This is a genomic window from Lacticaseibacillus casei DSM 20011 = JCM 1134 = ATCC 393 (assembly GCF_000829055.1).
Classification (GTDB): Bacteria; Bacillota; Bacilli; order Lactobacillales; family Lactobacillaceae; genus Lacticaseibacillus; species Lacticaseibacillus casei.
The window spans coordinates 790,718-814,388 of sequence record NZ_AP012544.1; the positions used below are offsets into that span (position 1 = coordinate 790,718).

At 48.4% G+C, this 23,671-nt stretch carries 24 protein-coding genes; 15 read left to right on the plus strand and 9 right to left on the minus strand.

Translation table 11 applies throughout. From position 1 onward, the window contains the following. Nucleotides 1-90: 90 nt before the first annotated feature. Complete coding sequence (locus LBCZ_RS04110) at nt 91-726, minus strand: DsbA family protein (RefSeq protein ID WP_025012499.1); 636 nt, start codon at nt 724-726, stop codon at nt 91-93. Between the two features lie 69 nt (nt 727-795). After that, on the minus strand, nt 796-1,389 hold the full coding sequence (locus LBCZ_RS04115) for a CYTH domain-containing protein (RefSeq protein WP_025012500.1): 594 nt from the start codon (nt 1,387-1,389) through the stop codon (nt 796-798). Nucleotides 1,390-1,552: 163 nt separating this feature from the next. Here LBCZ_RS04115 and yjbM point away from each other — a divergent pair, with 163 nt between their 5' ends. From yjbM to LBCZ_RS04130, 3 genes are read left to right on the plus strand one after another with little or no spacing between them, the layout of a single operon-like run. After that, on the plus strand, nt 1,553-2,176 hold the full coding sequence (gene yjbM / locus LBCZ_RS04120; protein WP_052253323.1) for a GTP diphosphokinase: 624 nt from the start codon (nt 1,553-1,555) through the stop codon (nt 2,174-2,176). Then, nucleotides 2,160-3,029 carry an NAD kinase gene (locus LBCZ_RS04125; protein ID WP_329518099.1) on the plus strand — a complete coding sequence of 290 codons (870 nt, stop codon included), beginning with the start codon at nt 2,160-2,162 and terminating at the stop codon, nt 3,027-3,029. The genes yjbM and LBCZ_RS04125 overlap by 17 nt, the downstream gene beginning before the upstream one ends. Continuing rightward, the gene (locus tag LBCZ_RS04130; protein ID WP_025012501.1) at nt 3,029-3,931 is read left to right on the plus strand and encodes an RluA family pseudouridine synthase; all 903 of its coding nucleotides are present in this window, start codon (nt 3,029-3,031) and stop codon (nt 3,929-3,931) included. Before LBCZ_RS04125 ends, LBCZ_RS04130 begins: the two co-directional genes overlap by 1 nt. Before the next feature lie 118 nt (nt 3,932-4,049). Here LBCZ_RS04130 and LBCZ_RS04135 read toward each other — a convergent pair whose 3' ends face one another. The 4 genes from LBCZ_RS04135 to LBCZ_RS04150 form a co-directional block, all read right to left on the minus strand. Then, a complete protein-coding gene (locus LBCZ_RS04135; RefSeq protein WP_025012502.1) occupies nt 4,050-5,108 on the minus strand; it encodes an FAD:protein FMN transferase in 1,059 nt (352 codons plus the stop codon). A gap of 217 nt (nt 5,109-5,325) precedes the next feature. Next, a complete protein-coding gene (locus LBCZ_RS04140; RefSeq protein ID WP_025012503.1) occupies nt 5,326-5,961 on the minus strand; it encodes a copper homeostasis protein CutC in 636 nt (211 codons plus the stop codon). A gap of 20 nt (nt 5,962-5,981) precedes the next feature. Further along, a complete protein-coding gene (locus LBCZ_RS04145; protein ID WP_025012504.1) occupies nt 5,982-6,800 on the minus strand; it encodes an undecaprenyl-diphosphate phosphatase in 819 nt (272 codons plus the stop codon). A 222-nt stretch (nt 6,801-7,022) separates the two neighbouring features. Beyond that, nucleotides 7,023-8,063, minus strand: a complete 1,041-nt coding sequence (locus LBCZ_RS04150; RefSeq protein ID WP_039638814.1) for a lactonase family protein — start codon at nt 8,061-8,063, stop codon at nt 7,023-7,025. Nucleotides 8,064-8,305: 242 nt separating this feature from the next. On the opposite strand from LBCZ_RS04150, the gene LBCZ_RS04155 reads away from it, so the two are divergent. Continuing rightward, nucleotides 8,306-8,680, plus strand: coding sequence for a PTS glucitol/sorbitol transporter subunit IIA (locus LBCZ_RS04155; RefSeq protein WP_010489512.1), 375 nt, complete (start codon nt 8,306-8,308; stop codon nt 8,678-8,680). 95 nt (nt 8,681-8,775) lie between these two features. Here the strand turns inward: LBCZ_RS04155 and rpsN are convergent, their stop codons facing one another. The 3 genes from rpsN to LBCZ_RS04170 all read right to left on the minus strand — a co-directional run bounded on the left by rpsN (nt 8,776) and on the right by LBCZ_RS04170 (nt 11,281). Beyond that, nucleotides 8,776-9,045, minus strand: a complete 270-nt coding sequence (gene rpsN / locus LBCZ_RS04160; protein ID WP_003564153.1) for a 30S ribosomal protein S14 — start codon at nt 9,043-9,045, stop codon at nt 8,776-8,778. 116 nt (nt 9,046-9,161) lie between these two features. After that, nucleotides 9,162-10,139: a GMP reductase gene (locus LBCZ_RS04165; RefSeq protein ID WP_032958395.1), complete on the minus strand. Its 978-nt coding sequence runs from the start codon at nt 10,137-10,139 to the stop codon at nt 9,162-9,164. A 194-nt stretch (nt 10,140-10,333) separates the two neighbouring features. Further along, nucleotides 10,334-11,281, minus strand: a complete 948-nt coding sequence (locus tag LBCZ_RS04170; protein WP_025012506.1) for a magnesium transporter CorA family protein — start codon at nt 11,279-11,281, stop codon at nt 10,334-10,336. 66 nt (nt 11,282-11,347) lie between these two features. Between LBCZ_RS04170 and LBCZ_RS04175 the strand changes: the two genes are divergently transcribed. From LBCZ_RS04175 to LBCZ_RS04225, 11 genes are all read left to right on the plus strand, one after another. Further along, complete coding sequence (locus tag LBCZ_RS04175; RefSeq protein WP_025012507.1) at nt 11,348-12,190, plus strand: methyltransferase domain-containing protein; 843 nt, start codon at nt 11,348-11,350, stop codon at nt 12,188-12,190. 337 nt (nt 12,191-12,527) lie between these two features. Further along, nucleotides 12,528-13,037, plus strand: coding sequence for a tRNA (uridine(34)/cytosine(34)/5-carboxymethylaminomethyluridine(34)-2'-O)-methyltransferase TrmL (gene trmL / locus LBCZ_RS04180; protein ID WP_025012508.1), 510 nt, complete (start codon nt 12,528-12,530; stop codon nt 13,035-13,037). A 22-nt stretch (nt 13,038-13,059) separates the two neighbouring features. Further along, nucleotides 13,060-13,467 (plus strand): DUF1149 family protein, encoded by a 408-nt coding sequence (locus tag LBCZ_RS04185; RefSeq protein WP_010489470.1) that lies wholly within the window; start codon nt 13,060-13,062, stop codon nt 13,465-13,467. Nucleotides 13,468-13,572: 105 nt separating this feature from the next. Beyond that, nucleotides 13,573-15,891 (plus strand): FtsK/SpoIIIE family DNA translocase, encoded by a 2,319-nt coding sequence (locus tag LBCZ_RS04190; protein WP_025012509.1) that lies wholly within the window; start codon nt 13,573-13,575, stop codon nt 15,889-15,891. A gap of 8 nt (nt 15,892-15,899) precedes the next feature. Then, a complete protein-coding gene (gene yfmF / locus LBCZ_RS04195) occupies nt 15,900-17,162 on the plus strand; it encodes an EF-P 5-aminopentanol modification-associated protein YfmF (protein ID WP_025012510.1) in 1,263 nt (420 codons plus the stop codon). Further along, on the plus strand, nt 17,159-18,454 hold the full coding sequence (gene yfmH / locus LBCZ_RS04200) for an EF-P 5-aminopentanol modification-associated protein YfmH (protein WP_039638820.1): 1,296 nt from the start codon (nt 17,159-17,161) through the stop codon (nt 18,452-18,454). Before yfmF ends, yfmH begins: the two co-directional genes overlap by 4 nt. Next, nucleotides 18,451-19,179, plus strand: a complete 729-nt coding sequence (ymfI, locus tag LBCZ_RS04205; RefSeq protein ID WP_025012511.1) for an elongation factor P 5-aminopentanone reductase — start codon at nt 18,451-18,453, stop codon at nt 19,177-19,179. Before yfmH ends, ymfI begins: the two co-directional genes overlap by 4 nt. Nucleotides 19,180-19,265: 86 nt before the next feature. Further along, a complete protein-coding gene (locus LBCZ_RS04210) occupies nt 19,266-20,204 on the plus strand; it encodes a helix-turn-helix domain-containing protein (RefSeq protein ID WP_025012512.1) in 939 nt (312 codons plus the stop codon). After that, nucleotides 20,201-20,794 (plus strand): CDP-diacylglycerol--glycerol-3-phosphate 3-phosphatidyltransferase, encoded by a 594-nt coding sequence (gene pgsA / locus LBCZ_RS04215; protein ID WP_025012513.1) that lies wholly within the window; start codon nt 20,201-20,203, stop codon nt 20,792-20,794. The genes LBCZ_RS04210 and pgsA overlap by 4 nt, the downstream gene beginning before the upstream one ends. 272 nt (nt 20,795-21,066) lie before the next feature. Further along, entirely contained in the window at nt 21,067-22,308 is a 1,242-nt protein-coding gene (locus LBCZ_RS04220) for a competence/damage-inducible protein A (RefSeq protein ID WP_025012514.1), read from the plus strand. Nucleotides 22,309-22,362: 54 nt separating this feature from the next. Further along, complete coding sequence (locus LBCZ_RS04225) at nt 22,363-23,280, plus strand: recombinase RecA (RefSeq protein WP_025012515.1); 918 nt, start codon at nt 22,363-22,365, stop codon at nt 23,278-23,280. Nucleotides 23,281-23,671: the final 391 nt, after the last annotated feature.

Consider the following 23,671-nt stretch of genomic DNA (forward strand, 5'->3'; position numbering starts at 1 on the left):
GCTGCCAGATGAAACCGATCAGCTAAGAAACCTGCCAGTTATCAAGCTAGGTCGTTTAATCGAGAAGGTGGGTGACAATGTTAGAGGCGTTTAAAAGAATCGAAAATGACCGCCCATATTTTCCGGTTGTTCAGTGAAGAATCGCGCTGGATCTGTTCTGATGAGGTCACAGAGTTGCGGAATGAGATCGGCGTCACTGATTTGCTCGATTAAGACAGCATGACCGTCATCAACGGCGCGATCCGTGTCCACAATGACAAGGGAAGGGGTCTGGGTAATACCCATCTGGTTGGCAGTACGCTGATCGGAATCAAACCCCATTTTGACTTCGGTGCGCTGCCGATCCTCGTAAAACATTTCATGATCTAAATGACATTTCGTCAGCATTTTGGCAACGAAGGCGGCGTCGTATTGATACTGAACCAATGGCGCGTGTTGTTGTAATCGTAACAACAACATGCGTGCCTTCTTATTGCCTTGGTACTGGGCCGCTTTATAATCCAATGCAAGGTTATAAGCGGCACGCAACAATTGATTTCGTTTGGCAAGGCTGTGAACGTTTAATTGTTCGTACTGCATGAATTGTTCAATAATGTCCAGATTGAGAACCGGAACAAAATGAACTTTTACCTCTTGTTGGAATTTATCCAGTTGGTGTAGCAGCTTTTGTTCTGTACTCAGACAGATACTGCCAATCGGATTGAAAAAAAGAAAAATTTCTAACACGGTCTTGGCCTCCAATGTGCTGGCAACAAATTTCTACACTTACTTTATCAGAAATCGCGCAAGTAACAATTATTTAGCTTGTGAATCATGCACATGCTCATATGCACGTTGTACTTTATTGATGACAGGTTGTTTTTTTATGTGAAAATTCTGTAGCAAGTTATCGTAGAATTTTTTGGCTTCATCTAGGTTTTGATACTCCATTTCCAATTCAAAATCGGAGGTTTGGTCGATATAAAAGGTCTGATCGAGTGTTAACAAGCCAGCCGGCAGATGTGCGAGTCGTCTGATTGTTTTGGCTTGTGTTTGCGGATGGACGTTTGCCGGGTCAATGTGGCGGGCTGCCAATGCTTGCGTGACCTGGCCGGGCTTAAGCTCACCCCGTTCAATTAAATTTTGCGCTTCCATCGATGTGAGCGGATCGGTAATTTCCTGAAGATCACGATGCCGACTGTCGTTGGGAACTTTTAGCGTTTGCTCGGCGTGGTCGGCAAACTGGCGAATCCGCAAGCCAAGACATGCCGCTTTGACAGCGCCGTCAGCTGTGTCATAATAGGTGTTCATTTGGGAAAAAGCCGGGTCAAACTCAAAATGATTCAAAATCGCCAGGAATGCGGTTTTGGTTAAACAAGTTTTAAATTCCTGTTCGCGGGAAATAGCCATGGGTTGCCTCCAAACGCAACGGCACCGGTTACATGCCAAAAATATGATAGAATGGTGGTAGTGAGTGCTGTCGGTAACTATCAACAAGTCAAACGATTAAGCTTTGACTTGTTGGCTGACAGACATACCACATTATTAGTAGTTTAGTATGGGAGGGCCAGTAATGCAAAGAGACTGGGACAGTTTCTTAATGCCATATGAACAAGCGGTCGGGGAATTAAAGATTAAATTTCGTGGCATGCGTAAACAATTTCAACAGGCCAATGAGCATACGCCCATTGAATTCGTGACGGGACGGGTTAAACCGGTCAGTTCGATTATTGAGAAGCAGAGTCGCCGGTTCATTAGCGATGAGCTTTTGGAACAGGATATGCAAGACATTGCTGGTCTGCGAATTATGTGCCAATTTGTGGAAGACATTTATCAGGTGGTCGATCTGCTTCGTCAACGGACAGATATGAAGATCGTCGAAGAACGGGATTACGTGACCAATGTGAAACCTTCCGGCTATCGCAGCTACCATGTTGTGATTGAGTATCCGGTGCAGCTGATTCACGGCGAAAAAAAGATTCTAGCCGAGGTCCAGATTCGCACCATGTCGATGAATTTTTGGGCAACGATCGAGCACAGCCTGAATTACAAATACAATGGTGAATTTCCGGACACGTTAAAAGCCCGGCTTAAGCGAGCGGCGGAAGCTTCCTTCATGCTTGATAAGGAAATGTCCGATATTCGCGAAGAAATTCAGGAAGCCCAACATTTATTTGTTTATGGCAAGGGACAATAGCCGTATCCCGATACAACTGACGAAAAAAAGCCTGACAGTAAAAAGGATGAATAAGATGCGCGTAACGGTTTTTCATAATAGCATACCTGCCTCCATCACGGCAGCCCAAAAGTTAATTAAACTGTTAAAAAACGGCCATTTTGAACTGGATGAACGGCACCCCGATGTTGTCATCACAATCGGCGGTGATGGCACGTTGTTGTCGGCCTTTCATCGGTACGCTGACCAACTGGATACCATTCGCTTTATTGGCGTGCATACCGGTCATCTGGGATTTTACACGGATTGGCGTGATTTTGAAATTGAAGACCTTGTCATTGCCTTAAAAGAAGATTCCGGACAAAGTGTGAGCTATCCGCTTTTGGATGTTCGTGCCATGTATGCGGATGCTACGAGTGCCCATTATCTGGCGCTTAATGAATCAACTTTGAAGCGATTAAACGGTACGATGCGGACAGAAGTTTATATTAAAGGCGATTTCTTCGAGAGCTTTCGAGGCGATGGCTTGTGTGTTTCCACACCGACCGGTTCGACAGCTTACAGCAAATCAAACGGCGGTGCCGTCATGCATCCGCGGTTGGACGCGCTTCAGGTAACCGAAATTGCGTCGATTAATAATCGGGTGTTTCGAACGCTCAGCTCACCGATCATTACGGCGCCTGATGAATGGGTGACGCTGGAGCCAACTGGTCGGGATGATTATGTGATGACAGTCGATCAGTTCGTCATCAATCCGCCAACGATCAAACAGATTCGTTATAAGATTGCCAAAGAGCGGATTCATTTTGCCCGTTATCGGCACATGCATTTTTGGGATCGGGTCGAAGATGCTTTTATTGGAGCGAAACATTAATGCGTTTTGAATGGCATTACGAAGGGCCGCCGCTTAAGTTGGGGGCTTTTTTTAAACAACAGGGCTTTTCCCGTGCCCAACTCAAAAAGCTCCACTATCGAGGCGGTTTTATTTTTGTCAATAAGCGGCAACGCAATACCGCGTATGGGATTCGCACGGGCGACCGAATCCTGGTTCAAACCGCTCCCGAGCAAGCGGCAGACAGTGTTGTTCCGTACCCGCATGATCTGACAATTTGTTATGAGGATGATGATTATCTAGTCGTCAACAAACCAGCCGGCGTGGCGTCGATTCCAGCGATTGGTCGCAAGAATGACAGTATGGCCAATATGGTCAAGGCGTATTTGATTAAAACCCATGCGGAAAGTCAGGCGGTCCACGTTGTCACTAGGTTAGATCGCGATACCAGTGGTTTAATGGTATTTGCCAAGCACAGTCTGGCGCATAGTCTGCTGGATCGACAACTGCATAGTGAGGGGTTCCTGAAGCAATACGTGGCAATTGTCACCGCTAAGTCGCCGTTGCCTGCCCATGGGTGGATCGTGTTGCCGATTGGGGTGAGTCAAGGCTTTTATATGCGGCGAATCGTGAGCACGACTGGCAAGCCATCCGTGACCGAATATCGAACGCTGGCGCAGAATTCGCAGGCAGCGGCGGTGTTGGTCACGCTGCACACCGGCCGGACGCACCAGATTCGGGTGCATTTTGCGGCGATCGGGCACGTGTTGTTTGGGGACGATTTGTACAGCCGGCAACCTGTCAGCTTTGAACGGCAGGCGTTGCATTGCGCCCATCTGCGCTTTTGGCAGCCACTGAAAAAGAAGTGGCTGGATTTACAAGCACCGTTGCCAAAGGATATGGCGGGGCTGGCTGAGCGTTTGCAGTTACCACTGCGGGGATGAGTGGGAAAATTTTACACATTTCCAATTAATAAATTCATCTATTTTTGCATATAAATACGCCCAAAGTCGGCTTTAAACGGTCATCGACTTTGGACGTATTTGCATTTAGCGCGAAACTTTAGAAATTACCTTTGTGGTAACCTGAATCAGCATCAAATTTAAATTGTTTCTTGAGTCCGTTGGTTAAGTAGATCTTTTTGTCGTTGGTAATGAAGATGGCTTGAATGTGCTGATCGTTTTTAGCATTCATATATTGCAAGCCATCTTTGAGCCCCTTGTCAAAAGCGGCGTTTGACAGCGCATCGCCATCCACGCTTTTTTTGGAAACAATGGTGACTGAAGCTAGATTATTGTCATAAGGATAACCGGTTTTGGGATCAAAAAGGTAAATGTATTTATGGCCGTGGGAAATCAGATATTGCTCGTAGGTACCGGCAGTGACGATCGATTCATCACTTTCCGGAATGGTGCCAACAGCGGTGCCGCGCGCGGCAGTCGGATCCTGGATGCCCACATGCCAGTCGCGTTTGGCCCCAAGTGGCGAGTGGCCCATGACCACCACGTTACCGCCAAGATCGATAATCGCCGCGGTGACGCCGTCTTTGCGTAACACGTCGCGGACTTTATCAGCCACCCAGCCTTTCGCAATGCCGCCGAAATCAAGGCGCATACCTTTTTTGGTGAGATAGGCGGTGTTGTTCTTTGAATCAAGCTTAACATCGCGCCAGTTAACCAGCGGTAATGCTTGGTCGATCTCGCTTTGCGCTGGTACCCGCGCCCCTGGTAAGCCGATTTGCCACAGATTCGTCACTGCACCGATCGCCATATCAAAACTGCCATTTGAGTTTTTGGAAAAATAATAAGCTTTCTCCAATAGCGGCATGAAGTCTTTTGGCACTTTGACCGGTTTAATGCCGGCATTGTCATTGATTTTATCAAGCACCGAACCACCGCGGGTCAGCGTCGCTTCATCGTCAACATGATGAATCATGGCAAAACCGTCTTTTAATGCCGATTTTTTGCCTTTATCATAAATCGTCAAGGTACAAGTCGTGCCCATCACGAATTCATTTTGTGTATACGGCGTTTTGAGGTAAGTCGGCTGGGCCTTTTTCTGGCAGCCGGATAAGGTCAAAAGTCCAAAGAATGCTATTATGCCGATAAAAATTTTTCGCATCATGCGTAACCCTCGTTTCATTTTTCCCTCTAGTATCATACCGCGCGTTATCTAAAAAGAAAAACCGGTTTGAGCTAGTTCGAAGCAGTTTATCAATGCATCAAAAAATCGGTTCCGAGACGAAAGGCGTGTTGGTGGGCCTTTTGTTCCGAGAACCGATTTTGGTGTAGCCTTATTCGGTCACGTCTAGCACAGGCGGGACGTGAAAGTGATTGATCTAAAATTGAATTAACTTAGTGCCGTGTAACTCCTTAACGCCTAACTTGTCGGCAATTGCCGTAGCATTTTGGCTGGTGATGCCGCCGCCGGGAAGAATCGTAATTTGATCCGCGGCGTGAGCGATCAGCGTTTGTAAATGGGGCAGAGTGGACTCGATTGGGGTCGTGAGCGGTCCGCCATGCGTTAAGATGCGGTCAACATGATGGGCCGCCAGCCAGTCGATAGCGGCCGGTTGCTGGTCTTCGGGGATGGCATCAAAGGCCATATGGAAAACCACACTCATGCCGGCACTCGCAGCAATCAGACTGGTCATTGCATCTTCGTCAATCAGGCCATCTGCGGTCAAGGCGCCAAAAGCAACACCGTCAACACCGAGTGCCTGGGCTTCAAACAAGTCGGCTTCCATTATCTTTAATTCGGTGTCATTGTAGACAAAGTTTCCGCCCCGTGGCCGAATCATGGTCACAAGGCTGCGACCATGTTCGTGAACATATTTTGCACTTTCCGCCATAACGCCTTTCGAAACCGTTGTGCCGCCTACCGCTAGATTATCGTTAAGTTCGATGCGATCGGCGCCGGCAGCTAAGGCCTGGGGAATATGCGTATAATTTTCAACAGCAACTTCTCGTAACATGTTAGCCTCCTATGGCAATTTTAAAGGAACATCACAAGCAACACGATAGCACCGAGCGCGATTCGGTACCAGCCAAAGGGTTTAAAGTCATGCGTCTGGACGAATTTAAGCAGCCACTTGATGGCGACGATGGCAACCAGGAATGAAACGACGGAGCCGGTTAACAAGACCATCCACTGCTCACCGGTGAAGCCGTTGCCTTGTAGCAAGTACTTGCCGATTTTTAGAATCGACACCCCAACCATGGTCGGAATCGCCAGGAAGAAAGAGAACTCGGTCGCAACGTAGCGGGATGTGCCGATTAATAAGGCTCCCAGAATCGTTGCGCCGGAGCGGGATGTGCCGGGGACAATTGACAGAACCTGGAAAAGACCGATCAGTAGCGCGGTTTGGTAAGTGATGTCAGCCAATGTCGTGATGTGTGACGGTTTATTTTTAAGGTAGTTTTCAACGATGATGAACAACACTCCGTAAACGATCAAAGTAGTAGCAACGACGAGTGGTGTATGTAAATGTTTATCCATCCAGTCGTTAAGCGGCAGGCCAACGACGACGGAAGGCAAAACCGCAATGATGACTTTTGCCCACAGCTGCCAAGTTGCGTTTTGTTCCTTAACAGTGGGCTTAGAAAATGGATTCAACTTATTGAAATATAATAGAATGACGGCCAAAATCGCACCGAACTGAATGACGTATTCAAACATGTTCATGAATTCGCGTCCCTGGGACAACTTAACCACCTGATCAACCAGGTCAATGTGGCCGGTGGAACTTATCGGGAGAAATTCCGTCAGCCCTTCGACGATCCCGATAATCACGGCTTTAATAATATCAAACATAATAACCCTCCAATTCTCAATGTTAACAGTATACAAGGTTTTAGCCCGCTTGCCACATTGAAGCCGCAATTTATTGGGATCTTACAGAATCCGACGGCTGTGGTAGGTGGTGTTGTTCGAAGACGGGTACGGGGGATGTCGTCAAAAAAATCGGCCAGCATTTGCTGACCGATTTCATCATATGTGGTAATTAAGCAAGTCCCACGCGAGTTAAAAAATCCACTACTTATCCGCTAAGAACAAGACATTAACAGCTTCCGGTGTTGGAATGTCGCGTTGCTGTTCTGTGAGTGTGCCGGTTTTCGGATCGCGGCTGTATAAGGTTCCGTTGCTGGTATTTTGGTTGACGGCAAGGATGTAATGTTCAGTCAGATCAAAATTAAAGTCGCGCGGAAAGTCACCGGCTGTGCTGATTTGCTGCAACTGCGTCAAATTGCGGCCGTCGGGGCTGACAGCAAAGACCGTTAAGCTGTTGAAACCGCGGTTAGAGATGTAAAGAAAACGCTGGTCACTGCTGAGGCGGATCGCGGCTGCACCATTGTGGTCAGTATAGTCGGCCGGAATGGTTGGCAATGTTGTAATAAGCTCAAAGCTGCCGGTAGCGGCGTCGTAGCTTAAAACACTGACTTTGCTGGATAACTCACCAAGCAGATAGGCGATTGGCTGATTGTGATTAAAGGCAATATGCCGCGGACCAAATCCGGGTTCGGTATGGAAGACGACGGGATCGCTGAGTTTGCCGGCATCGCTAACGGCATAGGTCGTCAAGGTGTCGTTACCAAGATCTACAACTGCGAGTCGCTGAAAATCCAGTGTGACTGCCGCAAAGTGGACGTGCGCACTGTCCTGTTCCGGACGGGGGCCGTTGCCTGAATGAACGACCTCATCCGTTGTCGTTAGACTGTGGTCGCGGTTGATTTTATAAACATTGATGCGGCCTTCGTGGTAGTTACTGGCATAAACGAGCTGGCGATTTTCATCGATGGAAACATGGGCGGGTGATGAGCCGGGTGCCAAAACCCGGTTGATCAAACGGGGAGGATTAGTATTCAGATCATAGCTGGCAACCCCGCCTTCATCACCTTCTACATCGACGGCATATAAAATATTGTCATCGGATACAGCTAAGTAGGTCGGTGAGCCTAAATCGGAAATCAGTGGGGTGGGCGCGGCCAAATGTCCTTGAGTATCGTCAAACGTACCTGCGTAGATACCGGCACCGCCATGGCGCGTGTAACCGCCTAATAAGAGTCTTTGCTTCATGAACCGATTGCTCCTTTCGAATTTATGTTGAGTATAGCATGTTTTGACTTTGCTTATGCTATGATATAAAGTGTGACCTGAGCGAAAATAGCGGGTTACTATACGAAGCATCGTGACTGGAAGGCTATGGTCAATGAAGGCTGCTTTTCCAATATGTATGCAATCATAATTATTTTTGGCTATAACGCGTTCTCTAGCCGATTTCTGGATTGGCAAACGTGAAACAATCGGAGGCTTTTAATATGCAATTTAAAGCAACAGTAACGGCAATTGGTAAGGATGCCTTGAGCTCTAAGGATCCCATGATTATTTTGTTTGGACCGCAAGCAACGGACGCATTACGTGATGTCGCCGTGATTCAGCAATTTGCTGACCCCGCATCACTTGCGCAGTTTTCGATTCAAGCAGGCGATCGGATAACGATTGACGAGACAACCTTTACGATGACCTATGTCGGGCAACTGGCCGTTAGCAATCTGAAAGCAATCGGGCATGTGACCTTATTGTTTCAGGATGTACCTGCAGATAAGCCGATGCAAAACGCGATTTATCTCAAGCCTACGCACCGGCCGACCTTTAAAGTTGGTACGACCTTGCTGTACGAAACACAGGATTAGCCTAAGCGGTTTCTCCATAACGCGCTCATAAAAAAACACCTAGCACGGCTTGCTCCGCCAAGATTTGGGGGACAAGCCAGCTAGGTGTCTTTTTTTTACCAAGATGCCTTGCGAACGCCGGGGATCTGACCTTTATGGGCCAAATCGCGGAAGTTCAAGCGCGACATCTTGAATTTACGCATGTAAGCATGCGGCCGACCATCAAGCTCATCACGACTATGGGCACGAACAGGGGACGCATTTCGCGGTAACGCCTGCAATGCGGCATAATTGTGCTCAGCCTTATACTTGGCACGCAGCGGTGCGTATTTGGCAATCGTCGCTTCAATCTTTTTTTCTTTGGCAATCTTTGACTTTTTAGCCATGTATGCTATCACTCCTTGTTTGTGGTTTGTTTTTTAACGGTTATATTCGAACAGTTCAACCCACTTAGCATAGCACAGCCGCAGTCGACTCGCAATACTTACAAAAGGTAAGGTTTTTAGTATTGGTCACCATTAAAAATTGAGTTTTTAACAATCACGTAATCAACTTTGGTTAAGGCTTCAAGGTCGCGACCACCAGCATAGGAAACAGCAGACTGCAGATCTTCCTGCATTTCTTTTAACGTGTCACCGATCTTACCCTTCACCGGCAAAAGAATCTTCTTACCTTCAACGTTATGGTGGGTACCTTTTTGATATTCCGATGCGGAACCGTAATATTCCTGGTATTCTTTGCCGTCAATCGTGACGTGTTTGCCCGGTGTTTCCTCATGGCCGGCAAACAAGGAGCCGATCATGCACATGGTTGCACCAAACCGAATGGACTTGGCAATATCGCCATTGTTGCGAATGCCGCCGTCAGCGATAATCGGTTTACGGGCGGCTTTTGCGCACCAGCGAACGGCAGCCAGCTGCCAGCCGCCGGTCCCAAAACCGGTTTTTAATTTGGTAATGCAGACTTTACCGGGGCCAATCCCGACTTTAGTTGCATCGGCGCCGGCGTTTTCGAGTTCGCGGACAGCTTCGGGCGTACCCACGTTGCCGGCAATCACAAAGGCATTTGGCAGATAGTGTTTGATATGTTGAATCATGTCAATCACAATTTGCGCATGACCATGGGCAATATCGATGGTGATATAGTCCGGGCTCAATTCATTAGCTGCCAGTGCTTCGATAAAATCAAATTCTTCATCTTTGACGCCGACACTGATTGAAGCAATCAGGCCGCGCTTCTTCATGTCACGGACAAAATCCATGCGCCGTTCCGGTTGAAACCGGTGCATAATATAGAAGTAATCGTGTTCGGCCAGCCAGATCGCCAAAGGTTCATCAATGATGGTCTGCATATTGGCAGGAACAACCGGAATCTTAAAGGTGTGTGGGCCGAATTTCACACTGGTATCAACCTCTTTGCGTGAGCGCACCACACATTTGTTGGGAATCATTTGAATGTCTTCATAATCAAAAATCTGCATGCCGTTGTTCATCGGATTCATCCTTTCGCAAAAGCCGAACATTGTTAAGCATTTTTAGTGTTATTCAAAACACCAAGTGCTAAGATACGCGAATCAAATGTAAAAGTCAATCAAAATAGATCATTTTCTTTTTAATGTTCGGATTTTACCTAAAGAAAAAGAAAAGCCGGCGGTGCCGGCTTGGTGAGATGTGCTTAAAAGTACTTGTTGCGCCAAAATTGAAAGGCCAGGACAACGGCGAGTGCGATGGAGATGGCAATAGTGATGGTCCAACTGACTTTCATATCTGCCAGCGGTAAATGGACGTTCATACCATAAAAAGAGAAGACCAGCGTCGGAATTGTCAGTAGAATCGAGTAGGAAGTTAAAACCTTCATGACACCGTTCATGTTATTGTTGATAATTGACGAGTAGGTATCAGCGGTTTCATTGATGATGGAATTGCTGATTTGCGCCATCTCAACTGCCTGCTGATTTTCGATAAGGGTATCTTCTAAAGAATCCTGATCGTCTTCGTTGAGATTTAACGGATTGGTTCGTTTGAGTTGTTCCAAAACATTACGATCCGTCCGAAGACTCATCATGAAGTAAACCAGGGAACGTTGGATGCCCATCAACCCATAAAGTTCTTCGTTACGCAGGTTATGTTGAAGTTTACTTTCAATGGCTTCGCGAGCTTTGTTCAAGTCGCGCAGATAAGTCAGGTAACTAATGGAAATTTGATAAAGAATTTGAATCACGGAACGGCTTTGGTGTTCGGGGTTAAAGTTACTGATCTTGCCTTCAGAAAAAAGGCTTAGCAGCGGAATAGGCTCTTCATTGATCGTGATCACCGCGATATTGGTGATAATGATGGCTAGCGGGCCCGTTTTGTAAACGACTTTTTTGCGTGCATCCCGCGTGACGGTGGGCATATCAAAAATAAATAGGTGGCTGTCATTGTCCTCATCAAATTCGTAACGGGCACCTTCATCGGGATCAAGTCCGTACAGTAGGAAAGCCTCTGAAAGGTTGGCTTTATCCTGAAGTTGCTGACGCTCTTCCGGTGTGGGATTGACAGCATTAATCCAGACGCCGGGGCGAATACGCGATTGCGGATTCAGCTGGCCGGATTTCTCATCAAAGCGATAAATTGAAAGCATGGCACGCTCCTTGGCTTTTTTCTTTTAGTTTACAACAAGCGCCAGTAATGTACAGAAGGGAAAATAATGAGAAAACGTGAAGCAAAAATTCAATTAGCCGCGCAGCAGGAGCCACTTTTTGCCTGTCCGGTTTGCGGCAACGCGATGCGGATTGAGAAGGACTCGCTGGTATGTTCCCAGGGGCATGTCCGTGATTTTAGTCGAAAAGGGACCGTGAACTTTTTAAGCCAGCAAGTCGCAACCGAATATACAGCGACGATGTTGGCAGCTAGACGGCGAATGCTTGCGGCCGGCTTGTTTAGGCCATTTTTGGATGCCATGGCAGTGCATTTGCAACCGCATCAACGCTTACTGGATGTTGGCTGTGGAGAAGGCACGCCGACAGCTTACTTGGCAGAGCAAAAGCAGCAGGTGGCCGTGGGATTTGATATCTCGGCGCCAGCGATTAATTTAGCTGGCAGCTTGGCGACGCCGGCTTTATTTGCGGTGGCTGATTTGGCCCATTTACCGTTTGTCGATGCTGCTTTTGACACGGTCACCGATATTTTTTCGCCTGGCAACTATCAAGAATTTCGCCGGGTGTTGCGGCCAGACGGTCAGTTGTTGAAAATTATTCCCCGCGCTGGGTACCTCAAAGAACTGCGGACCGGGTTGTACGCCGGAACCGCCAAGGCAATTTACGACAATCGCCCGGTGCTGGATCGCTTTTTGGCGACTTTTCCCCAAGCAGAGATTCACCCAATTACGTATGACTTTCCGTTAGCGGCCGATCAGTTTGCTGATTTGTTGACGATGACGCCATTGTCTTGGCAGGCGCCGGCTGAACGTCGCCGCGCGATGCTCGCGAATCCGCTTTCGAGCATTCACATTGAAGTCGATCTGTTAATCGTTGCACATCTTGTCAAGTAAAGGGGTTGAAAACGGGGGTAGCCGGTGTTAATATTCTTTTAAGCTATTTATTTCGGGCTTTTATCAGGGCTAGCTTTTGGGTAATTGATAAAAGTTTGCGATAAATTACTTCACTAACGTATCGCTTCGCTGAGTGCGCTCCGAAGCAATGCGTTTTTTTGTTGCCCCAAAACGGCCTTGCTCAGAGCTTCTCGTTGTTTTGCCACTTTGGGCCATGAAACGACGGAGAAGGCGGGGCACAAATCGTCGGAGCTGGCTATAAAGTTGCGGTGATACGGGCGGACTGTGTGCTGCAAGTGTGCTACACTGAAAGCACTTGTGTTGAAGGGACGATAACATGGCGAATCACATAGTTTTATTTGAACCGCTGATTCCGGCAAATACCGGCAATATTGCGCGGACCTGTGCCGCAACCAATAGTTACCTACATCTGATTAAGCCGTTGGGGTTTGAAACCGACGACAAGCACCTGCGTCGCGCTGGCTTGGATTATTGGGCGAAGGTGCGGATTATTTATCACGACAGCCTGGATGATTTTATGGACACAGTCGCGGATCCACGGTACCTGTATCTCATCACTAAGTTTGCCGATCAGACCTACTCAGATCGCGATTATACCGATACTGATGTGGATCATTACTTTTTGTTCGGCAAAGAAACCACCGGATTGCCAGAGGGCTTCATGCGGCAACATGCCGACCAGTGCTTGCGGATTCCAATGACGGAAAATGTCCGGGCACTTAACCTGTCAAACTGCGCGGCGCTGGTAGTATACGAGGCGCTGCGGCAGCAACAGTTTGCCGGACTGGAAACCGTTCATACTTACCAACATGATAAACTGAAGTAACTTACCTTTAGGAGGCGCGAAGATGGAAGCAAAACGTTACCCAATTACCGTCGAATCATTTCATTATGATCTCGTTAAATCAGACACCCCGGCTAAGAATGATTTACAGGTTGCGATGCGGCAGATTCAGTGGTCTGATCCCAAAAGACAGGAAGAACTGAAAAAAGGCAATCTTTTTGAGATGATGATCCCGTTTGATGTTGTTCCGGATAATAGCGGTTTTGAAATCTCAGGGAAGATTACCCAGATCGTTCAGGTGATGGACTACTTTGGTGAAGCTAATGAGTTGCCGCAAGAAGAACTGGGTAAGCTTAGTCGGCCGTTAGTTGAAACGATTGAAACGTTAACTTATCAAGTGACAGCGGTCGCTTTGGATCAAGGGGTTAATCTGCAATTCGGGGCAAGCGATGAACAACCCGGCCAGCATTAATGGCGTTTGATACTTAAAGAAGCAAAAAAAGGCGGCTGGGTGGCCGCCTTTTTTAATTGCAGCTTCAGCTCGTGTATAATAAGCAGGAATGGAAGGAGTATCAGCATGGCACAAAAACGCGGCGGGCGCAGAAGTCCGCGCAAAAAGCGACCGACTAAACAACAGCAGCACACCCTGAGCTGGGTTGGGGCGCTATTTGTAGTGTTTTCAAGCCTGGCGTTTTTCCGTCTGGGAATGGTTGGAACAGTGTTGGCGAATGTTTTTCGGTTAGTTGTCGGCGATAGTTTCCTAGTTGTGAGTGCCGCAACGATTGTGACCGGCATTTGGTTTCTTTTAGCTGACCGCTTACCCAAACTGGCACGCCATGTGTGGGTCGGATTGGCGATTGTCCTCATTGCCGCGCTGGTTTTGTTGACGTCAACCACGATGGCGACCTTAAATGTTCACAGCCATTATCTTTTGACCACTTGGCGGCTGCTGCAAAATGATTTCGGCCTGATGACGACCGCTTCGCAAGTTGGTGGCGGTTTACTCGGAGCTAGCCTTTTCTCACTACTAGCGCCATTGTTGAGCAGTCTTGGTGCAACGATTCTGGCATGGTTTGGTGTTGTTGCTGGCGTGCTTGTATTTCTGGGGGTAGGTGCCAACCAGGTTTTTAACTGGTTGCAAGCATTGGGACAGGCTTGCAAGCGAGGGGTACTTCAAATCCATAGCAGCTTCGTTGATTTAAGGAAGGAACACGCCAAGAAAGCGGCAGCACGACCGACAACATCGACGGCAAAACCTAAGCCAGCGGCAGTATCGGCTGACACTCAGGCAGATTCGGCCTCGGAACGGACAGATGACTTTACGATTAATGGGCCTGCACCGGTACCGCCAGCACCACAGAGCGAGACACCGACAAGGGTTACCCCGCCAAGTTCAACGGCTGCGCATGTTTCGGCGCCAAGCCCAAAGCCCGCTGCTGTTCACGATCCAGATTCAGACATGCCCGCAGCGGATTATCAACTGCCGAGTTTAAACATGCTAACCGCGACGCCGCCAGTTGATCAAAGTGCTGAATACCAAGCGATCAAGACCAATCGAACCAAATTAAAAGACACATTTGAAAGCTTCGGTGTCAAGGTGGCTGTCAAAAGTGCCACGTTAGGTCCGTCAATTACCCAGTATGAGATTCAACCGGCTGTCGGCGTGAAGGTTTCCAAGATTGTGAATTTATCCGATGATCTGGCCTTGGCGCTTGCTGCTAAAGACATCCGAATTGAAGCACCGATTCCGGGGAAATCATTGATTGGGATTGAAGTACCGAATCAGCACATTGCGACCGTTGGCTTTAAAGAAGTCATGGCCGAAACACCCAAAGCACCGAACCATCCGCTGGTTTTGCCGCTTGGCCGCGATGTCAACGGTAAAGTCGTGACGTTTGATTTGACTAAAATGCCGCATTTATTGATTGCAGGGGCAACCGGTTCGGGTAAGTCGGTAATGATCAACGTCATTTTAACCAGCATTCTGATGCGCGCGAAGCCGACCGATGTTCGCTTAATGTTGATTGATCCTAAGCGGGTTGAACTGTCGGTTTATAATGGCGTACCGCATCTGTTGACTCCGGTGGTCACTGAAGCTAAAAAAGCGCCAAGTGCGTTGAATAAAATTTTGACAGCCATGGACGTGCGATACCAACGATTTGCCGCAGCCGGTGTCCGTAACATGAAGGAATTTAATCAAAAAGTTGCCGCCGATCCGGCCAGCGGGCAGACAAAAATGCCCTACATCGTTGTCATTATCGATGAATTGAGTGATTTAATGATGGTCGCCGGTCATGAGATTGAAACGGCGATTGTCCGACTGGCCCAAATGGCGCGCGCCGCTGGGATTCATGTCATCATTGCGACCCAGCGCCCTTCCGTGGATGTGATTACAGGACTGATGAAGGCCAACATTCCGTCCCGGATTGCGTTTGCCACATCTAGCGGAATTGATTCGCGCACAATTTTGGATAGTAACGGTGCAGAGAAGTTGCTTGGGCGCGGAGATATGCTATTTTCGCCAATTGGTGCGTCAAAGCCATTGCGAATTCAAGGTGCCTTTATTCCATCGATTGATGTCGAGCGGGTCGTTAAGGCGATTACGGATCAGGTTTCACCGGCATACGTTGAAAGTATGACACCCACGGAAAGTGTCGAAACCGAGCAACAAGGTGATTCCGAAGACGAGTTATACGATGATGCCAAGGCGTTTGTCATTGCTCAGCAGAGTGCGTCGACATCCATGTTGCAACGGCGTTTTCGCATTGGCTATAATCGCGCCGCGCGACTTATTGATGATCTTGAGGCTAATCAAATCGTTGGCCCAAGTGAAGGCAGTAAACCCCGAAAAGTTTTTGCCACACCAGAATCGGCAACCAATGCTAATCAGTCATGAGGGAGACTATGCAAAAAGAAATCAAGCCGGGAGTTTGGCTCATTGTTTTGCCAACGACCCAATTCAAAACAACACGCATTAATGTTCAGTTTTTGACGCCATTGCGGCGCGCGACGATCACCAAGCGCACTTTATTGACCAGTTTATTGGAAACAAATAGCAAGCAATATCCAACACAAGCGGCGATGGCGGCCCATTTAGAGGCACTGTATGGCGCCAACTTTAGTATCGGCGTGGCGCGAAAAGGCCGATTGCACCGGATCGGCGTCACAATGAGCACGGTCGATGATCGGTTTACGGATCAACCGTTGTTACCGCAAGCGGTCGCCTTTTTGCGGTCGGTTCTTTTTGCACCGAATTTTCACAATGATCAATTTGATCAGGTGACCTTTGATCGGGAAAAAGAGAATCTGGATCACTATCTGGCTAGTTTGGATGATGATCGCCAGACACAGGCCGCATTGGGTGTGCAACGCTTGTATTTTGGCGTTGATCCCGATCAAGCCATTCCGAGTTTTGGTACGCGGGAGGATTTAGCTCCGCTGACGGCGGCAGATTTGACGGACTATTATCATCAACTGATGAGTCAGGATCAGGTGATTATTACGGTTCTGGGGGATGTGCAGGAGCAGCAGGTGGAGAAGCTGTTTGCTGATTGGCCGCTGGCAGCGCGTGCCCGGACGATGCCGGCAATCGCCTTTGATCTGCCTCCGCACCCTGAAGTGCTGACCCAGACGAAAACCGTGGTGGCACAACAGGCCAAATTTGACTTGGCTTACCATATCACAACGGATTTGATGGGTCCCAAATATACTGCTGCGCTAGTGGCCGAGGAATTATTTGGCGGATCCAGCCTGTCGCTTTTATTCACTAATGTGCGTGAAAAAGCCAGCTTGGCTTATTACGCAAGCTCGATGTTGGACGCGTTTCGTGGCCTGATGTTGGTTCAAACCGGGATTGAAGGTAAAGCCCATGATCAGGTTGCCGACTTGATTCAGCAGCAACTGGCAGCGGTCGTTAATGGTGACTTTTCCGATAAGCTTTTGCAGTCGGTTAAAGACGGGATCTTGGATCATCAACGGGCAACGTACGACAGCCCGCGGTTTTTAACCAATCAGGCACTGTATCAGCTGTTGGTGCCAGATGCGCCTCAAGATTTTGAAAGCTTTGCGCGCCGTATTCAAGCGGTGGATCGCCAAGCGGTTCAGGAAGCAGCAGCCGGCATGCAACTTCAAGCCACATATTTTCTGACTGGGGAGGACATCGAATGAAGACGCAATATTTTAGCGATGTTGACGAAACTTTGGTCACGACAAAGCTGCCCAACGGTTTGCGGCTGCAGGTCGTGCCACGGCCGGCGTATCATAAAAGTTATGCGATTATGACCACAGACTATGGCGCGATCGATACGCGGTTTGCCCCAGATGGCAAGAAAATGGTCACTTACCCGGCTGGTATCGCGCATTTTCTGGAGCACAAGCTTTTTGAAAAAGAAGACCATGATGCATTTGACCTTTTCGGTGAGACCGGGGCTTCAGCCAATGCGTTTACCAGTGCAACCAAAACCAGTTTCTTGTTCTCGGCGACGACGCAGTTAACCAAGAATCTGCAGATTTTGCTGGATTTTGTTCAAGAACCGTTCTTCTCCGAAAGTTCGGTCGCCAAAGAACAGGGTATTATCGGCTCGGAAATTCAGATGTATCAAGATGATCCCGGCTGGCGTGTTTATGCCGGGCTGTTGGAAAATCTTTTTCCAAATCATCCGGCGCACGTTGACGTGGCAGGAACTGCAGACAGCATCGCGCAGATCACACCGGAAATGCTGTACACCATTCACCGGATTTTTTACCAACCTAGCAATATGACGTTGGTGATTGTCGGCAATATTGATGCCTCTGAAATCATTGATTTTGTTGCCGATAATCAGGCAAAGAAGCATTTCCCGGCACCACAGCCCATTGTGCGCGGCGTCGAGGCGGATTTACAAACAGCTGACATTATCCCTTATCGCGAGTTGAAAATGCCGGTTAGTCGGCCGAAAACGCTAGTCGGCTTCAAAGGCCAGGTAGCGATCCCGCAGACAACGGAAGGCTGGCGGTATCAGCTGACCATCAGATTGTTACTGGAAGTTTTATTTGGCGACTCATCCCAGCTATACCAGGAATGGTATGATCAGGGGCTGATTGATGATTCATTTGATTTTGACTTTACCAATCAGCGCAGTTTCAGTTACGGGCTTGTCGGCGGTGATACGGATGATCCTCAAGCGTTGAGTGTCGCCATTAAACAGGTTTTGCTGCATGCCACGGCGCAGTCTGATTTGACGAGCGAGCGAGTGGAACTGATTAAGCGAGCTTCGTTAGGCCAGTATTATGCGGGTCTGAATGGCCTGAATGGGGTCGCCAATCAATTGAGTGCCTTGAGTTTTGGCCAGGCACGACTGTTTGATTTTCCGCAGATTTTGAACAGCATCAGCTTTGATGACGTCAAACAATTGATTCCGCAAATTTTCCAATCTGACGCCTTAACGGTTTTGACCATGCTTCCGGAGGGTCAATCATGAGATCTGCACTGATTATTGGCGCTTCCGGTGATATTGGCCAGGCGGTCGCTGCAAAAATGACGGCAGATGGCTGGTCGCTATATCTTCACTATTATCGTCACGAGAAAATCGTAACGAATCAGGTCAAAACCTTTCAGGCGGCCTATCCGCAGCAGGACTTTATTCCGCTCCAGTATGATCTGACCGATGATCAGCATTTAGACAAATTAACCGCGCAACTATTCAGCCTTGATGCGGTTGTTTTTGCTGCCGGGATGACTTATTATCATCTTTTCAAAGAAACGACCGTACCTGAAATGACGGCGTTGATGCGGGTGCATTTGTTGACGCCGATGGTGCTGTTAACCAAGGTGGAACATAAGCTGGCACAATCCGGACATGGCCGGGTGATTTTCATCGGTTCGGTTTACGGCGGAACCGGTTCGGCGATGGAAGTGGCTTATAGCACGGTAAAAGGAGCGCAAAGTGCATTTGTCAAAGCTTATGCGCAAGAGGTGGCAAGCCTTGGCATTACGGTTAACGTTGTGGCTCCCGGTGCGGTGTCGACTAAAATGAATACGCAGATGTTTGATCAGTCATCGTTAGCCAAGGTCCGGGCCGAAATTCCGGCGGCTAGGTTTGCGACCCCGCAGGATATTAGTTACTATGTCACTATGCTGACTGCCAAAGATGCTGCTTACCTGACAGGCCAGACCCTTTACGTCACAGGTGGCTGGCGCATCTAGCAAACAAAGGATTTCTTAAGGCTTACAGATGGTTTTTCATGCTATACTAAAAATGGTTAATAAAAAATAGCGGGTGAAGAAAACATATGGATGAAATTGGGCAAAAATTACGGGACGCCCGGATTGAAAAGGGTTATACCATTGATGATCTGCAACAGATCACCAAAATCCAAAAACGCTATCTGATTGCCATCGAAGAAGGACATTTCGATGCGCTGCCAGGTGATTTTTATGTGCGTGCTTTCATCAAACAATATGCCGATACGGTCGGTCTTGACGGCGATGAGCTCCTAACGCAGTTCCAGCAGGATATTCCGGAACCGCAGCCAAAAGAATATGCTGCTCAGTCGGTTGAAAATAAGACGCGCGCAACCCGTGCTGAAGAAGCCAGTCCAGTCAACCGCTTGCGCCGTTATTTACCGCAAATTGCAGTGGCAGGGATTGTGGTGGTAGCGGTTATTGTCATTTATGCTGTGATGTTGATGTCACAATCAGGACCGAAGCAGACGATACCGGCAGATTCTGAAAGCGTTGCGGTTTCGTCTAAACGCAGTAGCGCAAAGTCATCAAAATCATCGAAGTCGTCAAAAGCGTCCTCAAAGTCCAGCAAGGCATCCGCTTCAAGCAGCTCCAAGCCATCTGAAAAAGCGTCCAAGCAGAAGAAAGAAAAGAGCGGTAAACTCGATATTTCTGTCGCGGCTGCTAATGGCGCAACACAGGCGGTTACACTCAAAAATCTGCCGACTACCGGCAACAAGCTTACTTTAGGGGCTAAGGGAGCAACGGCATGGGTTTCAGTGATTGTCAATGGTACGACCACTTGGCAGGGATCCTTAACACCCGGCAATACGCAAGAAGTCTCACTACCGGATGACGCATCAACCTTCCAAGTCCGTTCTGGTAATGCAACGGCAACAACCATCAAACTGAATGGCAAAGACGTTGATATTTCAAACGGAACCAGCATCGTGCGGACAATCACCTTCACAAACAGTACCAGTGAAAGCGAGGGGTCCCAAGAATGAATCTTCCAAACAAGTTGACGTTGATCCGGATCTTCCTAATTCCGGTTTTCACGTTGTTGCTTGCGTTTAATTGGCCAGCGGGTTATCTGACCATTGCAGGAACCAAGGTGGCGGTCAGTTGGTTCATCGCACTGATTATTTTCATCATTGCGTCACTCACCGACTTTGCGGACGGTCATATTGCCCGCAGTCAACACTTGATAACCAACTTTGGCAAGTTTGCCGATCCATTGGCGGACAAGCTGTTAGTCATGACCGCCTTTATCTTTTTAACCGCTGCCGGCCAGATTCCGGCATGGGGAACGGCGATCATTCTTTGGCGGGAACTGGCCGTGACCGGTTTACGGCTCCTGCTTTCCAATAAAGGCGAAGTTCTCGCGGCAGCGTGGCCCGGCAAGATTAAAACCAACACCCAGATGTTTGCGATCATTTTTCTGATGTTAAACAACGCGTGGTTTAACAACATCAATGTGCCATTCGCGTTGATTCTCTTCTACGTCGCCGTGTTCTTCACCATTTATTCAGGTGTGGAATACTTCTACAAAAATCGCGCTGTATTCGCCGATTCGTTTGGTTCGAGTCATGAATAAGTTTGGTAAAAACCCAGGTCAGGTGATCTGGGTTTTTTAGTACGCAGACTTTTGCGCCAGTGTGGGCTATGTAAGCCGGTAGTTAGGGGACCACACAGTCTTGTTGGCAAGGGCTGTTTTGTGCAATCGCAGGTAGTAAAATGGATTGTAAGCAAATAGCAGCGTTTTTAATGTGAGATGCGTCACGTTGCAATGGCCTTTATCCAGAAAATTTTGATTTGAAAAAGGGAAAAAAGAATTAAAGTCGAACTCTATTGTTAGGTGGGAAAGATATGCAAGCAGAAATTATTGCTGTCGGAACTGAAATTCTGATGGGACAGATTACTAATACTAATGGCGCCTATATGGCTAAACAGTTGGCCGCTTTAGGCATTGCCAGCTATCATCAACAGGTTGTCGGTGACAATGTGCAACGCCTGGTTGATGCGATCAGCTTAGCCGAAAAACGCAGTGACATTGTGATTTTGATCGGTGGTTTAGGACCCACACCAGATGACCTGACGAAACAAACGTTGGCGGCTCATCTGAATTTGCCGTTGGTTGAAGATGCGGACGCCATGGCAAAACTGGCGGCGGGGGTTAAACAACAGCAACGGGCGATGACGCCAAATAATAAGTTACAGGCAATGTATCCGCAAGGTGCTGATATATTGGTTAATCGCGTCGGGCTGGCAGTCGGTGCCTGGGTCGAACAACACCAACATGCCTATGTACTACTGCCTGGTCCGCCTAGGGAATTTATCCCAATGGTTGATCATGAGCTATTACCTCATTTGGCCAAGTATAGCGGCCATCATGAAGCTTTTGTCAGCCGCGTCATGCGCTTCTTTGGTGTTGGTGAATCACAATTGGTGACGGATTTGGGTGATTTAATTGCCAAGCAGACGAATCCGACACTGGCAACGTATATCAAGGATCATGAAGTGACCATTCGAGTGACGGCCAGCGGTGAGACCCAGGCAGATGCTGAAGCCAAACTGGAACCGGTGATCGGTGCCATTATGGATCGCGAGGGACGTTACTTTTATGGTTATGGTGATGATAATAGCCTCGCTAAAGAGTTGGTCAAGGCATTAGCGGCGACCGACAAGCAAATAACGGCAGCAGAGAGCTTGACAGCCGGTGCGTTTCAGGCGGCTTTGGGGGATGTTCCCGGCGTCTCGAATTATTTCAAAGGCGGTTTTGTGACGTACGCATTAGCCACTAAAGCAGCATTTTTGAATATCGATGCGCGTGAGTTAGCGGCTCATGGGGTAGTGAGTGAATTTACCGCCAAAGCAATGGCCGAGCATGCCCGTCAGCGGGCTGCGGCCGATATTGCAGTCAGTTTTACCGGCGTGGCCGGGCCCGACACACTGGAAGGTCAGCCAGCCGGGACAGTTTGGATCGGCTTGGCGCGGATGGGCCAAGTGCCGGTTGCACAGATTTATCATTTTCCCGGTGGCCGCAATGATGTTCGCAAACGCGCGGTTATGACCGGCATGATGATCGCATTGAAGAGCTTGCGGGATTAATTTTCAGAACGATTGAAAAGTTGGATAGGTAGCAATGACAGGGGGCGGCAGGAAGTGGCAGACACAGAACGACAAGAAGCGTTAGCAACAGCACTAAAAAAGATTGAAAAGAATTTTGGCAAAGGTGCCATCATGAAAATGGGGGACAAGGCTGATACGCGGGTTTCGGCCATTTCCAGTGGCTCACTTGCGATTGACGAAGTGCTTGGCGTTGGTGGGTTGCCACGCGGGCGGATTGTTGAGATGTACGGTCCTGAAAGCTCCGGGGAAACCACCGTTGCCTTGCATGCGGTGGCAATGGTGCAGCAGCATGGCGGAACCGCCGCGTATATTGATGCGGAAAATGCCATGGATCCTAAGTATGCGACCGCGCTGGTTCCGCAAGCCGAGATTGACGGAGATATGGGCGATGCGCACGTTGGCCTACAGGCGCGACTGATGTCACAAGCGCTGCGGAAGCTGTCTGGCAACATCAGTAAGACGAAAACTATTGCCGTCTTTATTAACCAAATTCGTGAGAAAGTCGGCATCGTTTTTGGCAACCCAGAAATAACCCCGGGTGGTCGGGCATTAAAGTTTTATGCAACAGTGCGGCTGGAAATCCGCCGTTCCGAACAGGTTAAAAACGGTGCTGAAATTGTCGGCAATCGTACTAAAATCAAGGTCGTTAAAAATAAAGTGGCACCGCCTTTTAAAGTGGCGATTGTGGACATTATGTATGGCCGCGGCATTTCGCAAAGCGGTGAACTAGTCGATATGGCGGTTGAAAAAGACATCGTTGAAAAGTCCGGGTCGTGGTATGCCTATCAAGGTGAGCGGATTGGCCAAGGACGCGAGCATGCCAAGGCTTATCTTGAAACTCATGAGGAAATGCGTAAAAAGATTGAGGGGCAAGTGCGTGAAGCTTACGGGATGCCGTTAAATCAGGTGATTGAAGTGGACGATCCGGATGAATCGGCGCGAGCTTCATGACAGTATCGACTTGTTAAATGATTCGGAAATTGAATAGTGAAATTCATGTTGTACAGACACTAACCGGCGATTTTTGGGTTAGTGTCTGTTTGATTTGAGGTTGGGGTTGGGGGAATAAGGAGTGTGGGGCAATCCGGTTTCGAAACGCGCTCGCTGGCGCAGAAATCTACGTGTAAGGACCTCAAGCCTAAATGGCCAAAGCCCGATTCATGATTTGTTATAGAGGACGATGATTGGCCGATACTGCTCGGAAACGCGTTCACAGGCCCAGAAACCTGCACATAAGGACCCCGGACCTAAATGGCCAAAGCCCGATCCGTGACTTGTTATAGAAGATAACTACTGGCCGATGCTGCATGGAAACGCGTTCGCTAGCGCAGGAGCCTGCGTG